The sequence below is a fragment of the Mucilaginibacter sp. genome, from assembly GCF_965225845.1.
GTDB lineage: Bacteria > Bacteroidota > Bacteroidia > Sphingobacteriales > Sphingobacteriaceae > Mucilaginibacter.
In genome coordinates, this window is sequence record NZ_CBDDBL010000001.1 from 264,541 (window position 1) to 280,158 (window position 15,618).

General features: G+C 41.3%; 14 protein-coding genes. 7 read left to right on the forward strand and 7 right to left on the reverse strand.

Translation table 11 applies throughout. The features are described 5' to 3' along the window. Positions 1–8 precede the first annotated feature (8 nt). The 6 genes from ACYZ0U_RS01215 to ACYZ0U_RS01240 form a co-directional block, all read right to left on the reverse strand. Positions 9–695: a fatty acid desaturase gene (locus tag ACYZ0U_RS01215; protein WP_461448971.1), complete on the reverse strand. Its 687-nt coding sequence runs from the start codon at positions 693–695 to the stop codon at positions 9–11. Between the two features lie 153 nt (positions 696–848). After that, the gene (locus ACYZ0U_RS01220) at positions 849–1,700 is read right to left on the reverse strand and encodes a 4-hydroxy-3-methylbut-2-enyl diphosphate reductase (protein WP_461448974.1); all 852 of its coding nucleotides are present in this window, start codon (positions 1,698–1,700) and stop codon (positions 849–851) included. Between the two features lie 139 nt (positions 1,701–1,839). Beyond that, positions 1,840–2,514, reverse strand: coding sequence for a carotenoid biosynthesis protein (locus tag ACYZ0U_RS01225; RefSeq protein ID WP_461448976.1), 675 nt, complete (start codon positions 2,512–2,514; stop codon positions 1,840–1,842). Continuing rightward, positions 2,493–3,581: a glycosyltransferase family 2 protein gene (locus ACYZ0U_RS01230; RefSeq protein ID WP_461448978.1), complete on the reverse strand. Its 1,089-nt coding sequence runs from the start codon at positions 3,579–3,581 to the stop codon at positions 2,493–2,495. The genes ACYZ0U_RS01225 and ACYZ0U_RS01230 overlap by 22 nt, the downstream gene beginning before the upstream one ends. Next, a complete protein-coding gene (locus tag ACYZ0U_RS01235) occupies positions 3,578–4,207 on the reverse strand; it encodes a 1-acyl-sn-glycerol-3-phosphate acyltransferase (RefSeq protein ID WP_461448980.1) in 630 nt (209 codons plus the stop codon). The genes ACYZ0U_RS01230 and ACYZ0U_RS01235 overlap by 4 nt, the downstream gene beginning before the upstream one ends. 5 nt (positions 4,208–4,212) lie before the next feature. Beyond that, entirely contained in the window at positions 4,213–5,430 is a 1,218-nt protein-coding gene (locus ACYZ0U_RS01240) for a 3-deoxy-D-manno-octulosonic acid transferase (RefSeq protein WP_461448982.1), read from the reverse strand. A gap of 60 nt (positions 5,431–5,490) precedes the next feature. Here ACYZ0U_RS01240 and ACYZ0U_RS01245 point away from each other — a divergent pair, with 60 nt between their 5' ends. The 4 genes from ACYZ0U_RS01245 to ACYZ0U_RS01260 are packed head-to-tail and all read left to right on the forward strand — an operon-like array spanning position 5,491 to position 9,649. Beyond that, on the forward strand, positions 5,491–6,801 hold the full coding sequence (locus tag ACYZ0U_RS01245) for a UDP-glucose dehydrogenase family protein (RefSeq protein WP_461448984.1): 1,311 nt from the start codon (positions 5,491–5,493) through the stop codon (positions 6,799–6,801). Beyond that, entirely contained in the window at positions 6,801–7,784 is a 984-nt protein-coding gene (locus tag ACYZ0U_RS01250; protein ID WP_461448986.1) for a UDP-glucuronic acid decarboxylase family protein, read from the forward strand. The genes ACYZ0U_RS01245 and ACYZ0U_RS01250 overlap by 1 nt, the downstream gene beginning before the upstream one ends. After that, positions 7,784–8,809, forward strand: coding sequence for a UDP-glucose 4-epimerase GalE (gene galE, locus ACYZ0U_RS01255; protein ID WP_461448987.1), 1,026 nt, complete (start codon positions 7,784–7,786; stop codon positions 8,807–8,809). The genes ACYZ0U_RS01250 and galE overlap by 1 nt, the downstream gene beginning before the upstream one ends. A gap of 30 nt (positions 8,810–8,839) precedes the next feature. Continuing rightward, positions 8,840–9,649 carry a tyrosine-protein phosphatase gene (locus ACYZ0U_RS01260; RefSeq protein ID WP_461448989.1) on the forward strand — a complete coding sequence of 270 codons (810 nt, stop codon included), beginning with the start codon at positions 8,840–8,842 and terminating at the stop codon, positions 9,647–9,649. 36 nt (positions 9,650–9,685) lie between these two features. Here the strand turns inward: ACYZ0U_RS01260 and ACYZ0U_RS01265 are convergent, their stop codons facing one another. Beyond that, positions 9,686–10,921 carry an ABC transporter permease gene (locus ACYZ0U_RS01265; RefSeq protein WP_461448991.1) on the reverse strand — a complete coding sequence of 412 codons (1,236 nt, stop codon included), beginning with the start codon at positions 10,919–10,921 and terminating at the stop codon, positions 9,686–9,688. Positions 10,922–11,178: 257 nt separating this feature from the next. Here ACYZ0U_RS01265 and ileS point away from each other — a divergent pair, with 257 nt between their 5' ends. From ileS to ACYZ0U_RS01280, 3 genes are read left to right on the forward strand one after another with little or no spacing between them, the layout of a single operon-like run. Then, positions 11,179–14,565, forward strand: a complete 3,387-nt coding sequence (gene ileS, locus ACYZ0U_RS01270) for an isoleucine--tRNA ligase (protein WP_461448993.1) — start codon at positions 11,179–11,181, stop codon at positions 14,563–14,565. Beyond that, positions 14,565–14,948, forward strand: a complete 384-nt coding sequence (locus ACYZ0U_RS01275; protein WP_461448995.1) for a TraR/DksA family transcriptional regulator — start codon at positions 14,565–14,567, stop codon at positions 14,946–14,948. The genes ileS and ACYZ0U_RS01275 overlap by 1 nt, the downstream gene beginning before the upstream one ends. Next, on the forward strand, positions 14,948–15,553 hold the full coding sequence (locus ACYZ0U_RS01280; RefSeq protein WP_461448997.1) for a lipoprotein signal peptidase: 606 nt from the start codon (positions 14,948–14,950) through the stop codon (positions 15,551–15,553). Before ACYZ0U_RS01275 ends, ACYZ0U_RS01280 begins: the two co-directional genes overlap by 1 nt. Positions 15,554–15,618 lie beyond the last annotated feature (65 nt).

A 15,618-nucleotide genomic window follows, 5' to 3' on the forward strand; every position in this document is an offset into this window, starting at 1 on the left:
AAATACTGTTAGGGATTTGTAGAGGATCTCATCCTCCACAATTTCCACCACGGTAGCCAGGGTGCATCATGATGCTCATAATGGTAGCCGAAAAAGTAACAGGAAAAAAATGCCAGCAAATGGTTTTTAGCCAGGCTGCGCGATTGGTGCTTATTATCATGTTCGCCCTTGTGGGGCAGGTATGTGCCAAAATAAAATAGCTGCAAGGTGCTTAATAATGATGGCGCCACCCAAAACAGCAATAGGTTTGCCTGCGGAATCCATAACTTTAATATATTAAATAAAGCAGCCATTATCACAATTTGCCATATAGACAGATAATTGCGAATGAACCTGATATACCATTGCACAAAATTACCCTCGTGGTAATCCGGATCTTCAGCAGTATGTACATGATTATGGTGTTGGTGATGCTTTGTATGTAATTTGGGATACCAGAATGATGCATAAAGCAGCGTACAGGTATATCCAACCAAATTATTAAGCATTTTATTAGATGAAACCGTACCATGCATAGCATCATGCGCGGTAATAAACAGCCCGGTATACAGATGCATTTGTACCAGGATAAACAAATAAAGGAAAGGGTTTGAAAAATCAACCTGCCACTGCATCAGCAAAATCATTGACACTACCCAGCTTCCAATCACAATAAGAGCAACTAATAAACCGATATTGGAAGGTGATTTTTGCATGGATATTACTTCTAATTATTAGATGATTTACAAGGAGAGGCTATCTTTAAGCGACAGCGAAAAAATCTTCTTCAATATGCAAAGCGTCAATACAGCTTGAACAAGATCTCTCCCTTGGTCGGGATGACAATCTGAAACAGGATTTGTTTGTAATTAAAACGCCTCGATAGCGGTTTTAACTTGCTGCATCAGCCACATGGGTGTTGACGTTGCACCGGCAATGCCAACGGTATCGCCCGGCGCAAATAAATTCACCTCCAATTCACTAATTGAAGATATGAAATAAGTGTTAGGGTTATTTTTAAGGCAAACTTCAAACAAAACCTTCCCGTTTGATGATTTTTTTCCTGATACAAACACTATTTTGTCAAATTTCTGCGCAAACTTAGGCAAATCCTTATCCCGGTTACTTACCTGGCGGCAGATGGTATCATTGGCTTTCAGGTCATATCCACGGGAAAGCAGCTCATCCTTTACGCCATAAAACTTTTCCATGCTTTTGGTAGTCTGGCTGTATAAGGTGATGTTATTCGGCAATTCTACACCATCCAGTTCGGCAATATCCTGGAAAACCAAAGCTTCATTGTTAGTTTGGCCCTGCAAGCCGATAACCTCAGCATGGCCGTGTTTTCCAAAAATCAGGATTTTTTCATTAGAGTCGTAAGATGATTTAATGCGGTTCTGTAATTTTAATACAACCGGGCAGGAAGCGTCTATTAAAGTTATATTATTCTCTAAAGCAGTGCGGTAAGTATCAGGAGCCTCACCATGCGCGCGGATAAGTACTTTTTCGTTACGCAAATCTTTCAAGGCATCATGTTCAATAATGCGTAAACCTTTTGCTTTTAACCGTTCAACTTCTTCATCGTTATGTACAATGTCACCCAGGCAATACAGGTAGCCGTCTTGTTCCAGTATTTCCTCAGCCATGTCAATGGCGTAAACCACCCCAAAACAAAACCCGGAATCCTGGTCGATAGTAACCTGTAAATTATATGCTCCCATTATTATACAAATTTACGGTAAAAAAATTGGATGATATATACCTCATTTTGTCATTATTAAATTCAACATAGAAACTACCCGGCGTAAAACTGCTTTACAAATTCTTAGCTGCACTCCGAGCAACAAGGGTATAAAAGTATTAACTGATCAACCACATTACCGCAAAAAACACAAACTGCACCGTCAATAACACCGGCGCTACTATACCCTGCCTTTTGAACTTAAACAGCTCAAATAAAAACAACAAGGCGGCGCTAACTACAAACCAGCCTGCATAATTTTTTAATGGGATGATGTTATTTGCCCATTGCCAGTAATCATAATGCTGTGCTACGGGTTCAATCAGTAGGTCTAACAAAACTAAAATTACGGCGCCTGTTATTACCCGGAATAATAAACTTCTAATCCTCGCCCTTTGCATTAAAACCCCTGTTGAATAGACCAGTAAAAACCAGTTGACACCAATAATCAGGGGAATAGCATCCAGTTTTAAACCTAATGTATTACCATAGGTGTAATTACCAAAAACCCAGTTTTTATGTACGCCGATCCATTCTAAAATAATACCACTTGAAAATATCAGTAAGGCAAATGCGATGAATTTACCCTCCACCGGGCGATGGCTGTACAAAATCACGATCAGCATTAATAGGATGTGCCATGGCACCAGTTTCATAAAAAATGGCTGTAAGGCAGGGATCGCGAAGCCGATTAACCCCACAATATGAAACAATACAATTATTATGATAAGCCACTTTTGCCCTCGCCGGGTTAGCTCATAAGGGTTTAGTTTCAAACCGGGCGTCCCTTCCATACCGTGCTTTTTGTTAAATATTTTTGGATAGCCATAAAAGCGATGATGGTTAAGTTGATCATCTGCAGTGGGTGAAGCAATAAATTTAACCAGGCATTTTGCCCAGATGCTAAGGATACCATGACCCGTGTTAGTATGATAAGCCCGACCATAAATACGATCAATTGCAAATTCAGGGTCATGATCACGATCATGGGCCCGCCAATTAAAGCTATTAAATAAATGAGTAATGTAATGATGCTATAATTAAATCCTGCTAAAAAGTTTTTGCTAAAGCCGTTCAAAGCTTCGGTGTAACTTTTATACATCCTGCAGGTGATCATACCGTTTGCCAGCAATGCTTCGCCGTTAAACCCGGATGATTTTACCAGCCGCATTATTTCAATATCCTCAACCACGCGGTCCTTAACCTGTTTGTGCCATTCGTTGGCGCGGTATATCTCTGCATCAAAAAACATAAACTGACCGCTGGCGGCAGCAACCGTGCTGTTCTTCACTAAATAAACCAGGCGAAGCGGCAGCAAATTTAATAAAATGAAATGCATCAGCGGCACAACCGATTTTTCGCCAAAAGTATCCATCTGCTGGTTAGTGAATAGGCTAAGCAAACCTAATTTATATAAATGCATACGATGGATAGCGCTATTTACTAAGACATTGTTGACTTTTTCATCCGCATCCAAAAACAAAAAATAATCGCCCTTAGCTTCCTTTGCCAGTTGGTGACAGGCGTAATTTTTACCCAGCCAATCATCGGGTAGTTTTTTTCCTCTTATTACCTTGAACTGTGAATGCTTTGATGCAAAGTTTTCGCAGACGCTAAATGTATTATCGTCAGAACTGTCATCCAGGATGATCACTTCGTAATCAGCGTAATCCTGCTTCAGGATAGATTGCAGCAAGCCTAAAATATTATCCTGCTCATTCCGCACCGGGATAAGGATAGATACCAATTGCGTGTGCTGCCGATTAATATGCGGCAGTTTTGGGTTCGATATAAAATTGAACAGCGTAACCGTAAACCGAAGTACAATAAAAATGAATGTTATAAATATGGCTATGATCACTGTTCAATATCTATTTCGGTTTGCAGCAATTTTGACGCCGAATAATGTTGCTGGTAAGCCTGGTGTAAATCACCAATGGTTTTACCGGCATAATTTACAGTTTCTGTTTTTAAATAAACGGTTGCTGTAGGTTTTTTATGTTTAAAGTACTGCACAAAAGTTGCCGCGAATACCAATTGGAAATCAGCCTTTGTTTGTTTGATGATATGGAGCGCCCCTTTTTTTAAACGCACCTGCTCCACAAAGTTCGAATACAATTTTCCCTGCGGATATATTAATACTAAATTTCCAGGCTCATTAAGCAAATTACTTGCAAAGTTTAACGCTTCAATTATTTCTTTAGGCTGCTTACCAACCGAAAATGCACCGCCATATTTCAAGAAACGCTCCTTGCGCATGGTTTCTTCTAAAACCATAACATAAGCCTTCTTTTTAAATAGTTTCTCATTCACCCAAAACAAAATCAGCGAATCCCAAAAGCTAAAATGATTGGCTATGAGCAAGATGCTTTTTTCATCAAGACTAATTTTGTCAAAAATTATTTCATCAAACGCATGCCCTAACAACCTGTTGGTGTACCATTTGAAGCACCAAAATATGATCTTGTTTTGCTTTGGGTAGATCATGGCTGTTATAAGTTTATAAACTCCACAATAGTTTTAGTCGCGCCTGTATTTTCCTGCACATAGGCCTTTACCTTTTTACAGGTTTCATCATATTGCGTAATATCCTCGGTTAAGTAAGCAACAGTAGCTTTTAGTTCGGGTTCAGTGGTAATGCTAAAACCGCCTTTTATAGCAACCAGGTCTTTAGCTTCCTTAAAGCGATCATAATTTGGCCCGAAGATTACCGGCATACCAAAAGCAGCAGCTTCCAGTGTATTATGAATCCCTACACCAAAGCCACCACCTATATAAGCTATTTCGGCATACTGGTATAGTGATGACAACATGCCAATATTATCAATAATCAACGTTTGGTAATTATGGATCGATATTGGGTTCCCTTCAATCTGCGAATAACGGACCACCGAATTTAATGGCAACTGGCTGATCAGTTTATTGATCTTTTCTTCGCCAATCTCATGGGGCGCGAAAATGAATTTCCAATCGGCATAATCTTTAACCAAAGTTGCCACCAGCGCTTCATCATCCGGCCAGGTACTGCCTGCTATAAATATTTTATGATTGCTTTTAAATTCGGGTATTAGTTGCAAATCTTTAGGATGCTCTGCATTTGCCCATACCCTATCGAACCGGGTATCGCCACTAACGGTAACATTGCTTATACCAACAGTTTGCAGTAGTTCTTTTGAAGCAGCATCCTGCACAAAAAAATGACTTACAAAACCAAGCATTTTGCGGTGCAGGCCGCCGTACCATTTAAAAAATACCTGCCCCGGCCTGAATATCCCGGAGATCACATAAAGCGGGATGTCATTTTTATGCAGCTCATTAAAATAGTGGTACCAATACTCATATTTGGTAAATATGGCCATCGCCGGTTGTATCGCATCAATAAATTTACGGGAATTGGCATCGGTGTCAATTGGTAAATAATATACAGCGTCGGCCAGCGGGGTGTTCTTTCTTATCTCGTATCCAGAAGGAGAAAAAAAAGTAACAACAATTTTTTCACCGGGGTGTATGTTCCTCACATATTCCAACAACGGCCGGCCTTGCTCAAATTCGCCAAGCGAGGCAAAGTGAAACCAAATGCTTTTTTCAAACTTTTGATATATGATGTTGTCCCGCCCTTTTAACCATAGTTTAGCCTTTTTGTTAAAAAGCGAAGCTGCGTATATAGCGCATAAATATAACTGTACCCCTATATTATATATTAGTAGCATTAATTTTGATTGTTTATCTTCGTCGGTATAAAAGTATAACAATAAATACAATCCATCTTTATGAAAATAGCAGTTGTTGGAACAGGTTACGTTGGCTTGGTAACAGGCACATGTTTGGCGGAGACGGGGAACCAGGTAACCTGCGTTGATATCAATGAACAAAAAGTTAAGATGATGAAAGAAGGTAAGTTGCCGATTTACGAGCCAGGCCTTGAAACCTTATTTAACCGCAATATATCAGAGAACCGCTTACAGTTTACCACCAACCTTGCCGATGCGATTGCTGATGCCAAGATCATCTTCCTGGCTTTACCAACTCCTCCCGGAGGAGATGGATCTGCCGACTTAAGCTATGTACTTGGCGCGGCTAAGGATATTGCCAAACTGGTAAAAGATTACAAGGTTATTGTAACCAAATCAACCGTACCGGTAGGTACAGCAGATAAGGTAACCGCTGTTTTAAAAGCAAATACCGACGTTGAATGCGCCGTAGTATCAAACCCAGAATTTTTACGTGAAGGTGTTGCCGTTGAGGATTTTATGAAACCCGACCGGGTAGTGGTTGGCACCATGGATGAACGCGCCCGCAAACTAATGGCGGAATTGTACGGGCCTTATGTACGCCAGGGTAACCCGGTAATCTTCATGGACGAGCGCTCGTCTGAATTGACTAAATATGCTGCCAACTCATTTTTGGCAACCAAAATATCATTCATGAACGAGGTTGCCAACCTGTGCGAACTGGTTGGTGCCGATGTGGATATGGTAAGGCGAGGTATTGGTGCTGATGAGCGTATTGGCAGAAGGTTCCTGTTCTCGGGTATTGGTTATGGTGGCAGCTGTTTTCCTAAAGATGTGCAGGCGCTTGCCAAATCTGCAGAAGAAAATAAATACGACTTTAAGATCCTGAACGCTGTGATGGATGTTAACGAGATCCAGAAAAAGGTTTTGGTTGAAAAACTAAGAGCTTATTATAAAGACGGATTAAAAGGTAAAAAATTCGCGCTTTGGGGTTTGGCCTTTAAACCCGAAACTGATGACATCCGCGAAGCACCTGCTTTATATATTATAGATGAGCTTTTAAAAGACGGAGCTGAAGTTGTAGCTTTTGATCCCGAAGGCATGCCGAACGTTAAAAAGCTTTTGGGTGATAAAATTAGCTATGCCGCTAACCGCTATGATGCGCTTGATGGTGCTGATGCTTTACTGATTGTTACTGAATGGTCGGTATTTCGCACGCCGGATTTTGATTTTATGAAAGAGAAGTTAAAAGTGCCGGTTATTTTTGATGGCCGTAACTTATATGACCTGGAAAGAGTAAAAGAGTGCGGATTCCATTACAACAGCATAGGCAGAAAAGTAATTAACTAATGGCAGCACGTAAAACAATATTAATTACCGGCGCAGCCGGCTTTTTAGGCTCGCACTTGTGCGACAGGTTTATAAAAGAGGATTACAAGGTTATCGCCATGGATAACCTGATCACGGGCGACCTGCGTAATATTGAGCATCTTTTTAAACTGGAAAACTTCGAGTTTTATAATCATGATGTTTCCAAGTTTGTTTATGTTCCCGGCGAGCTGGATTATATCCTGCATTTTGCATCACCAGCGAGCCCGATTGATTATTTAAAGATCCCCATCCAAACATTAAAAGTTGGTTCATTAGGTACACATAACCTTTTAGGCCTCGCCCGTGCCAAAAAAGCACGTATGCTGATCGCCTCGACATCCGAAGTATATGGCGACCCGAATGTGAACCCGCAACCCGAAGAATACTGGGGCAATGTAAACCCTGTTGGCCCCCGCGGTGTATATGACGAAGCCAAGCGTTTCCAGGAAGCCATTACCATGGCTTACCACACTTTTCACGGTTTGGAAACCCGTATAGTGCGTATCTTTAATACTTACGGCCCGCGCATGCGCCTGAATGATGGCCGTGTATTGCCTGCTTTCATAGGCCAGGCTTTACGTGGCGAACCGCTTACCATGTTTGGCGATGGCTCGCAAACACGTTCTTTTTGTTATGTTGATGACCTGGTTGAAGGCATTTACCGCTTACTGCACAGCGATTATGCCCAGCCAATGAATATCGGCAACCCGGATGAGATCACTATTAAACAATTTGGCGATGAAATCATCAAACTAACCGGCACCGACCAGGAAATGATCAGCTTGCCATTACCGACAGATGACCCTAAACAACGCCGACCGGATATCACCAAGGCAAAGGCAATTTTAGGCTGGGAGCCAAAAATATCGCGCAGAGAGGGTTTAAAGATCACTTATGAATACTTTAAATCATTACCTGAAAAGGAAATTCAGCATAAAGACTTTACTTACTACAATAAATAATGGCTAAAATATTAGTTACCGGCGGCCTTGGTTTTATTGGTTCGCATACCGTTGTTGAATTGGTAAACTCTGGCTACGAACCAATTATTGTCGACAATTTAGCTAACTCTGATATTAAAATATTGGATCAGCTAACCAAAATTATAGGTTACAAACCCGCTTTCCATAAGCTAGACCTTTGTGATGCGCAAGCCGTAAAAAAATTAGCACAGGATGAACCGGATATAACCGGGATCATCCATTTTGCTGCATATAAAGCAGTTGGCGAATCGGTTAAGGAACCATTAAAATATTATCGCAACAACTTTTTTTCGATGCTTAATTTATTGGGCGCTTATGAAGGCACGTCTTTAAATTTTGTCTTTTCATCAAGTTGTACGGTATACGGGCAGCCGGACGTATTGCCGGTGACAGAAGATGCGCCGGTAAAACCTGCACAATCGCCTTATGGCAACACCAAACAGGTTGCCGAAGAAATGTTGACCGATATGATCGCGTCGGGAAGTAATTATAAAGTTATTTCGCTGCGTTATTTTAACCCTGTTGGCGCGCATGAATCCGCTTTAATTGGTGAGCTACCAATTGGGGTACCACAAAACCTGGTGCCTTTTATTACGCAAACAGCAATTGGCAAACGAGAAAAGATCACCGTTTTTGGGAATGATTATAATACATCTGACGGCAGTTGCGTTAGGGATTATATCCACGTGGTTGATTTGGCTATGGCCCACGTTGCTGCATTGAAGTTAATGGAAAAACCTGAATTTACCGGATATGATGTATTTAACATCGGAACCGGGCAGGGTACTACGGTACTACAGATCATCCACGCGTTTGAAAGCACGACAGGTGTTAAGCTAAATTACAGCATCGGACCGCGCCGTGACGGCGATGTGGAACAAGTTTGGGGCGATGTAACCAAATCATCGCAAAAATTGGGTTGGACAGCGGCTTTAGGCATTAGCGACATGATGCAATCGGCGTGGGAATGGGAAAAATACATTAAAGAAAACCCATTAAATTAATTAGTACAGACCTGTAATAGCTACCATAAGATGTTCGGTTTTTTTAAGAGTAAAAGCAAAAGCGGCAGTAAAAAAGAGATTACATTTAACTATGAGTCGATTGCTGTTGATATGCATTCCCATATTTTACCGGGAATTGATGATGGCGCGCAAACCGTGGAGGAATCAGTTGCCCTTGTAAAAAAAATGATGGCGCTCGGTATCCGGAAAATTATTGCCACGCCACATATTATGGTTGATTTTTACCGTAATAATGCTCAAACCATTGGCGATGCGCTTGCCATTTTAAAAGCGGAATTAAAAAATCAACAGATTGATATTGAGGTTGAAGCCGCCGCCGAGCACTTTTTCGACGAAACTTTTGAACCCCGCATAGATAAAAAGGAACTAATGATTATCGGTGATAATTATGTTCTGTTTGAGTTTTCATTTATCAATCTTCCGCCAAATTATATACCGGTTGTTCAAAAACTGATCACGCTTGGTTACAAACCAATACTGGCGCATCCCGAGCGGTATCCATACATGACCATGGATCAGTATAAAATGCTGCATTCGTGGGGCTGCGATTTTCAGCTAAACACAATATCGCTCACCGGTTATTATGGCAAAGAAGTAAAAGCTACAGCCGAAAGTTTAATAGACAATCATTTAATAGATTATATAGCAAGCGACATGCACCATTTAAGGCATGCAGCAGCGCTAAATGATGCGCTAAGGACAACCTATATTGAGAAGCTCCTTTTTGATTACCCTTTAAAGAATATAATGCTGTTGGGGGTAGAGTCAAAACTAAGGGATCAAGAGTTAAAATTAAATTCCGTCAAAAACGGGTTATAAATCTTGATTTTGAATCTAATTACTTGATTCTATTCCCTATTCGTATCTCAAAGCCTCTACCGGATCAAGCTTTGATGCTTTACTGGCCGGATAAAAACCAGATAATAAACCAATCCCGGTACAGACGGTTAAGGCAATGCCTATCCACTCAAAAGGTATTACAAAACTTCCCTTTGTTAATATTACGATCACATTACCGATTAATATCCCTAAAAAGATTCCGAGTACGCCGCCAATTAAGCAGATCACAATTGCTTCAATTAAGAACTGCTTTCGTATAATGCTTGGCGTGGCACCTATAGCCTTGCGCAGGCCTATTTCGCGGGTACGTTCGGTTACCGATACCATCATAATATTCATTAAAGCTATCGCGGCGCCAATTAGTGTAATAACACCTATTGCCACGCCACCGTAAGTAATATTGTCCAGGTTCCCTGACAATTCTTTTTGGATGGAATCGCTGCGCTGAATGTTGAAATTATCTTCCTTGCCGATCCGCAGGTCGCGGATATTACGAAACAATGAAGTTGCCTCGCCGCTGGCGGCATCAAGCGCGCTTGGTTGGCCTACCATAACGGTTACATTAAAAGTTGGGTTGCTGATGGTATCAATTTGTTTGGCTTTAAGCACAGGTATCACACAAAATTTATCACCGGCACCCATACTTGAGCCTTTCTTAGCGAAAACGCCTACTACCCTAAAACGGTTATTGCCAATCAATATCGATTTATCAACCGGGTCTTCGTTTTTAAATAACTTGTCTTTTATTTCATCACCAATAACCACCACGTTTTCGCCGTGCTGTAGTTCATCCGAAGAAAAAAACCGGCCGAAAGCCATTTTATGCCCGGTGGTTTGCATATAACCATCAGTTGTGCCGGCTACAGAAATATTTGGGTTAGTTTTAGTATTGCCGTATTTCAATATCCCTGTACCGGTTACATTCAAGTTAATGGTTACCACTACCGGCAAACTGAATTTCTGTTTAAAACTCACAGTCTGCTCATAAGTTATTGGCGGAAAAACCTTGCGGTGCCCGCCATTACCAAATCCCAGGTCGGCAGTATTAGCTATGGTGAACGAGTTTGCACCAAGCCCGGCAAACGCACTATTGGTTTGCTGGCGGATGCCATCAATAGCGGTTAAAATGCCCACCAATGCCATAATACCGATAGCTATAATTAATGCCGTAAGCGAAGTGCGCAGCCGGTTACCTTTTATGGAGGTTAAAGCAATGGCAATGTTTTCTTTATAAGTTGTTTTTACCGGCATGAATTAAACTATGGTTGCGGTTATAAGACTTTGGGTTAAGGTGGTTTGTTACAGGGTGAAGATATTAATTATTGCTGACAGGTGAATATCTAAATTCGGATTTTAGGTATTAAGCGGATTTTTAGAATTCTGAAAATCATATTTAATTTTAAAAATTCTGGTTCAGACAATTTTGACGCTTTAATTTCATTATTCCATATAACTTTTTAAGCTTAAAATTCATATTTTTGCAACCTCTAAAATTTAGGTGTAAAAAATTGAAATACAAGGAATATAAGCAGTTAAATTTATCTGATACCGGCAAGCAGATACTGGAGTTTTGGAAGGCGCAAAATATTTTCGAGAAAAGTATCAGCAGCCGTCCGGCTAACAACCCATATACCTTTTACGAAGGCCCGCCGAGCGCGAATGGTATGCCCGGTATCCACCACGTAATGGCGCGTGCTATTAAGGATATTTTCTGTCGCTATAAAACACTGAAAGGTTTCCAGGTTAAACGTAAAGGCGGCTGGGATACGCACGGTTTGCCCATTGAGCTGGCTGTTGAAAAGGCATTAGGTATTACTAAGGACGATATCGGCAAAAAGATTTCCGTTGAAGATTATAACGCTGAATGCCGCCGCGAGGTCATGCGATATACCGACGTCTGGAACGACCTGACCGAAAAAATGGGTTACTGGGTTGACCTGGAAGACCCTTACATCACCTACAAAAACGAATACATTGAATCGCTTTGGTGGATACTAAAGCAGTTATATGATAAAGGATTTTTATACAAAGGCTATACGGTACAGCCTTATTCACCAAAATCAGGTACCGGCCTTAGCTCGCATGAGCTGAACCAACCGGGCACCTATAAAATGGTGAAGGATACCACAATCACCGCGCAATTCAAGGTTAAACATGATGCTGATTCGGCATTTTTATTTGACGGAGAATATAACGAAGTATTTATTTTAGCATGGACAACCACGCCGTGGACTTTGCCTTCAAATTGTGCTTTAGCCGTTGGCGAGAAGATTGATTATGTAAAAATAAACACCTTTAACCCATACACCTACAAACCGGTTAGCGTTGTTTTAGCAAAGGATTTAGTTGGTAAATATTTTAAGGCCGAAACCGAAAACGCTTCATTTGAAGAATATAAAGGCGGCGATAAGATTATCCCGTGGACAATCAAGGCAAATTACAAAGGCAAGCAATTATTAGGTATCCATTACGAGCAATTAATGCCGTACGTAACTAACCCCGACCTGGAAGCAAATGCTTTCCGAGTGATCCCTGCTGATTTTGTGACTACCGAAGACGGCACAGGCATCGTACACACGGCATCAATTTTTGGTGCAGATGACTTTAGGGCATGTAAGGAAAATAACGTACCATCAGTACTGATCAAAGACGAAACCGGCAAGGAAGTACCTTTGGTTGACAAACAAGGTAAGTTTGTTGCTGAGGTTACCGATTTCGCGGGCCGTTATGTTAAAGAGGAATATTACAGCGATGCGGAACGTGCGGAAGCCGGTTTCAGGCCAACGGATGTTTTGATCTCCATCAAGCTAAAAGAAGAAAACAAAGCGTTTGACGTTAAAAAATATGAGCACAGCTACCCGCACTCATGGCGTTCGGACGAACCGATATTATATTATCCGCTGGATAGCTGGTTTGTAAAAACTACTGCCGTTAAAGATAAAATGGTGGAGCTTAACAAAACCATCAACTGGAAACCGGAATCAACCGGTACAGGCCGTTTTGGTAACTGGCTGGAAAATCTGGTGGATTGGAACTTATCACGTTCACGTTACTGGGGTACGCCGCTGCCCATCTGGCGCGAGGTAGATGGAAACGAAGAAAAATGCATTGGTTCGATAAAAGAACTGGAAGCAGAGATCGCCATATCAAAAGCCGCAGGCTTAATGCCGGAAGCGTTTGAGCTGATCGATATGCACCGCCCTTATGTTGATGATGTGATCTTAACCTCATCAAACGGTAAACCCATGTTGCGCGAACCCGATTTGATCGACGTTTGGTTCGACAGCGGTGCCATGCCTTACGCGCAATGGCATTTCCCTTTTGAAAATAAAGAAGAGTTTGCAAACGCATACCCGGCAGACTTCATTGCCGAAGGTGTGGATCAAACACGTGGCTGGTTCTTTACGCTGCATGCTATCGCGGTTTTATTAAGCGAAGCCAGTGACGAAGTAAAAGCCATTAATGAAAAGATTGGTAATAAAGGTATCGCGTTTAAAAATGTGGTATCAAACGGTTTGGTGCTGGATAAAAACGGCAACAAAATGTCTAAACGTTTAGGCAATACGGTTGATCCTTTTGCCACCATCGAACAATACGGCGCTGATGCTGCCCGCTGGTACATGATCAGCAACGCGGCTCCCTGGGATAACCTTAAATTTAATATTGAAGGTATTGACGAGGTTCGCCGTAAGTTCTTCGGAACGCTTTATAATACCTACAATTTCTTCGCGATGTATGCCAATATCGATGGCTTTACCTACAGCGAGGACGAGATCAAATTAAGCGACCGGCCTGAGATCGACCAGTGGATCATCTCATTACTAAACACCTTAACTAAAGAGGTGGATGAGTTTTACGCTGATTTTGAGCCCACCAAAGCTGCCCGTGCTATACAGGATTTTGTAGATGCGCATTTAAGCAATTGGTATGTACGTTTAAGTCGCCGCCGTTTCTGGAAATCAGATAACTCTGACGATAAATTATCGGCCTACCAAACGCTTTATACTTGTTTGGTAACTATCTCCAAACTAACGTCGCCTATCGCGCCGTTTTTCTCAGATAGCTTATATAACGATCTGAATAAAGTAACCGCTAAGGAAGACCGTGAATCGGTACATTTGGCTGACTTCCCGGTTTATCAAACCGAGCTGGTTAATAAAGAACTGGAAGAGCGGATGCAAATGGCACAGGACATTTCGTCATTAGTATTATCGCTTCGTAAAAAAGTAAGCATCAATGTAAGGCAGCCTTTAAGCAAAATTATGCTGCCGGTGTTGAACAAAGACTTTGAACGCCAGGTTGAACAAGTAAAAGATTTGATTTTATCTGAAACTAACATTAAGAATATAGAATATATCACTGACGCGTCGGGCTTTATTAAGAAAAAGATAAAACCAAACTTTAAAGCTCTGGGCGCGAAGGTTGGCAAGGATATGAAGGCGGTTGCTGAAGCGATCACTAATTTCACACAAGAGGATATTGAAAAGTTGGAGGCCGAAGGAAACATCCTGATACTTGATACTAAATACTCGATACTAATTAATGATGTCGAGATCATAGCCGAAGATATCCCGGGCTGGCAAGTTGCAAGTTTAGGAAAACTAACTGTTGCTTTAGATGTTACGCTTACCAATGAACTTAAACAGGAAGGAATATCACGAGAACTGATCAATCGCATACAAAATTTACGTAAGGATAAAGGATTTGAGGTTACCGATAGGATAAATGTCCGCCTGCAAAACCATCCTTTTATTAAGGATGCAGTAAAGAATAATTTAGCCTATATTTGCGCCGAAATTTTAGCCGATGGCATATTACTTGAGGATGAGCTAAATAACGGTGATTTAATAAATATTGAAGCACACGCAATTTATATTGTTATTAATAAATCATAATGGAAAACGAGACTATTAAAACCAGATATTCAGACAACGAACTAAAAGAATTTAAAGACCTTTTATTAGATAAATTACGTATTGCCCGCGAAGAACTGAATTCGCTTGCTACCTCACTAAGCTCACCCAATGCAAACGGTACCGATGATACCGCAGGTACTTACAAAACTTTAGAGGATGGCTCTGCAACATTAGAGAAAGAACAAATTAACCAATTGGCTGCACGTCAAAAGAAATTTATTGAGCAATTAGAGGCCGCTTTGGTACGTATTGAAAATAAAACCTATGGCGTTTGTCGCGAAACCGGTAAACTGATCCCTAAGGAACGTTTACGTGCGGTGCCACATACCACACTAAGCATGGAGGCCAAACTTAAACAATAATGAAGCCGGCGTATTTAAAACCGTTTTTAGTTGTTGTTTTAATTGTATTGGTGGACCAGATCATCAAAACCTGGGTGCGTACCAATATGTACCTGGGCCAGGATATCCACTTTTTAGGCGACCGCGGCATGCTGCATTATACTGAAAATAACGGAATGGCCTTCGGTATGGAATTGGGCGGCGCTTTTGGTAAGCTGGTACTAACCCTGTTCCGTATTGCGGCTGTAGTAGCAATAGGCTATGGTTTGGTATATCTTATCAAACATAAATATCACCGTGGGTTGATCATGTGTGTTGCCTTAATATTGGCTGGTGCGTTAGGTAACATTGTAGATTCTACTTTTTATGGAGTGTTATACCAGCACGGCGAATTGTTTTATGGCCGTGTAGTGGATATGTTTTATTTCCCATTGTTGTCAGGTAATTTCCCGCAATGGGTCCCGGGCTGGGGCGGTCAGGATTACGTATTTTTCCGCCCGGTTTTTAACTTGGCAGATTCCGCTATCTCCGTAGGTGTTATTGCTATATTGATATTCCAAAAGCGCTATTTTAAGCACGAAGTACCGGAACTGGCAAGCCCGAATAGTGAAATGGTTGAAGAGTAATTCTATTATCACTTATTTTCCCTTGGTCAACCTGAGCAAAGCGAAGAATCTGCACGGTGTAAACT

Coding starts and splice junctions, on each gene's coding strand:
- ACYZ0U_RS01215 (WP_461448971.1), bottom strand. CDS start 695: ATGCAAAAATCACCTTCCAATATCGGTTTATTAGTTGCTCTTATTGTG.
- ACYZ0U_RS01220 (WP_461448974.1), bottom strand. CDS start 1,700: ATGGGAGCATATAATTTACAGGTTACTATCGACCAGGATTCCGGGTTT.
- ACYZ0U_RS01225 (WP_461448976.1), bottom strand. CDS start 2,514: ATGGAAGGGACGCCCGGTTTGAAACTAAACCCTTATGAGCTAACCCGG.
- ACYZ0U_RS01235 (WP_461448980.1), bottom strand. CDS start 4,207: ATGATCTACCCAAAGCAAAACAAGATCATATTTTGGTGCTTCAAATGG.
- ACYZ0U_RS01240 (WP_461448982.1), bottom strand. CDS start 5,430: ATGCTACTAATATATAATATAGGGGTACAGTTATATTTATGCGCTATA.
- ACYZ0U_RS01245 (WP_461448984.1), top strand. CDS start 5,491: ATGAAAATAGCAGTTGTTGGAACAGGTTACGTTGGCTTGGTAACAGGC.
- ACYZ0U_RS01250 (WP_461448986.1), top strand. CDS start 6,801: ATGGCAGCACGTAAAACAATATTAATTACCGGCGCAGCCGGCTTTTTA.
- galE (WP_461448987.1), top strand. CDS start 7,784: ATGGCTAAAATATTAGTTACCGGCGGCCTTGGTTTTATTGGTTCGCAT.
- ACYZ0U_RS01260 (WP_461448989.1), top strand. CDS start 8,840: ATGTTCGGTTTTTTTAAGAGTAAAAGCAAAAGCGGCAGTAAAAAAGAG.
- ACYZ0U_RS01265 (WP_461448991.1), bottom strand. CDS start 10,921: ATGCCGGTAAAAACAACTTATAAAGAAAACATTGCCATTGCTTTAACC.
- ACYZ0U_RS01275 (WP_461448995.1), top strand. CDS start 14,565: ATGGAAAACGAGACTATTAAAACCAGATATTCAGACAACGAACTAAAA.
- ACYZ0U_RS01280 (WP_461448997.1), top strand. CDS start 14,948: ATGAAGCCGGCGTATTTAAAACCGTTTTTAGTTGTTGTTTTAATTGTA.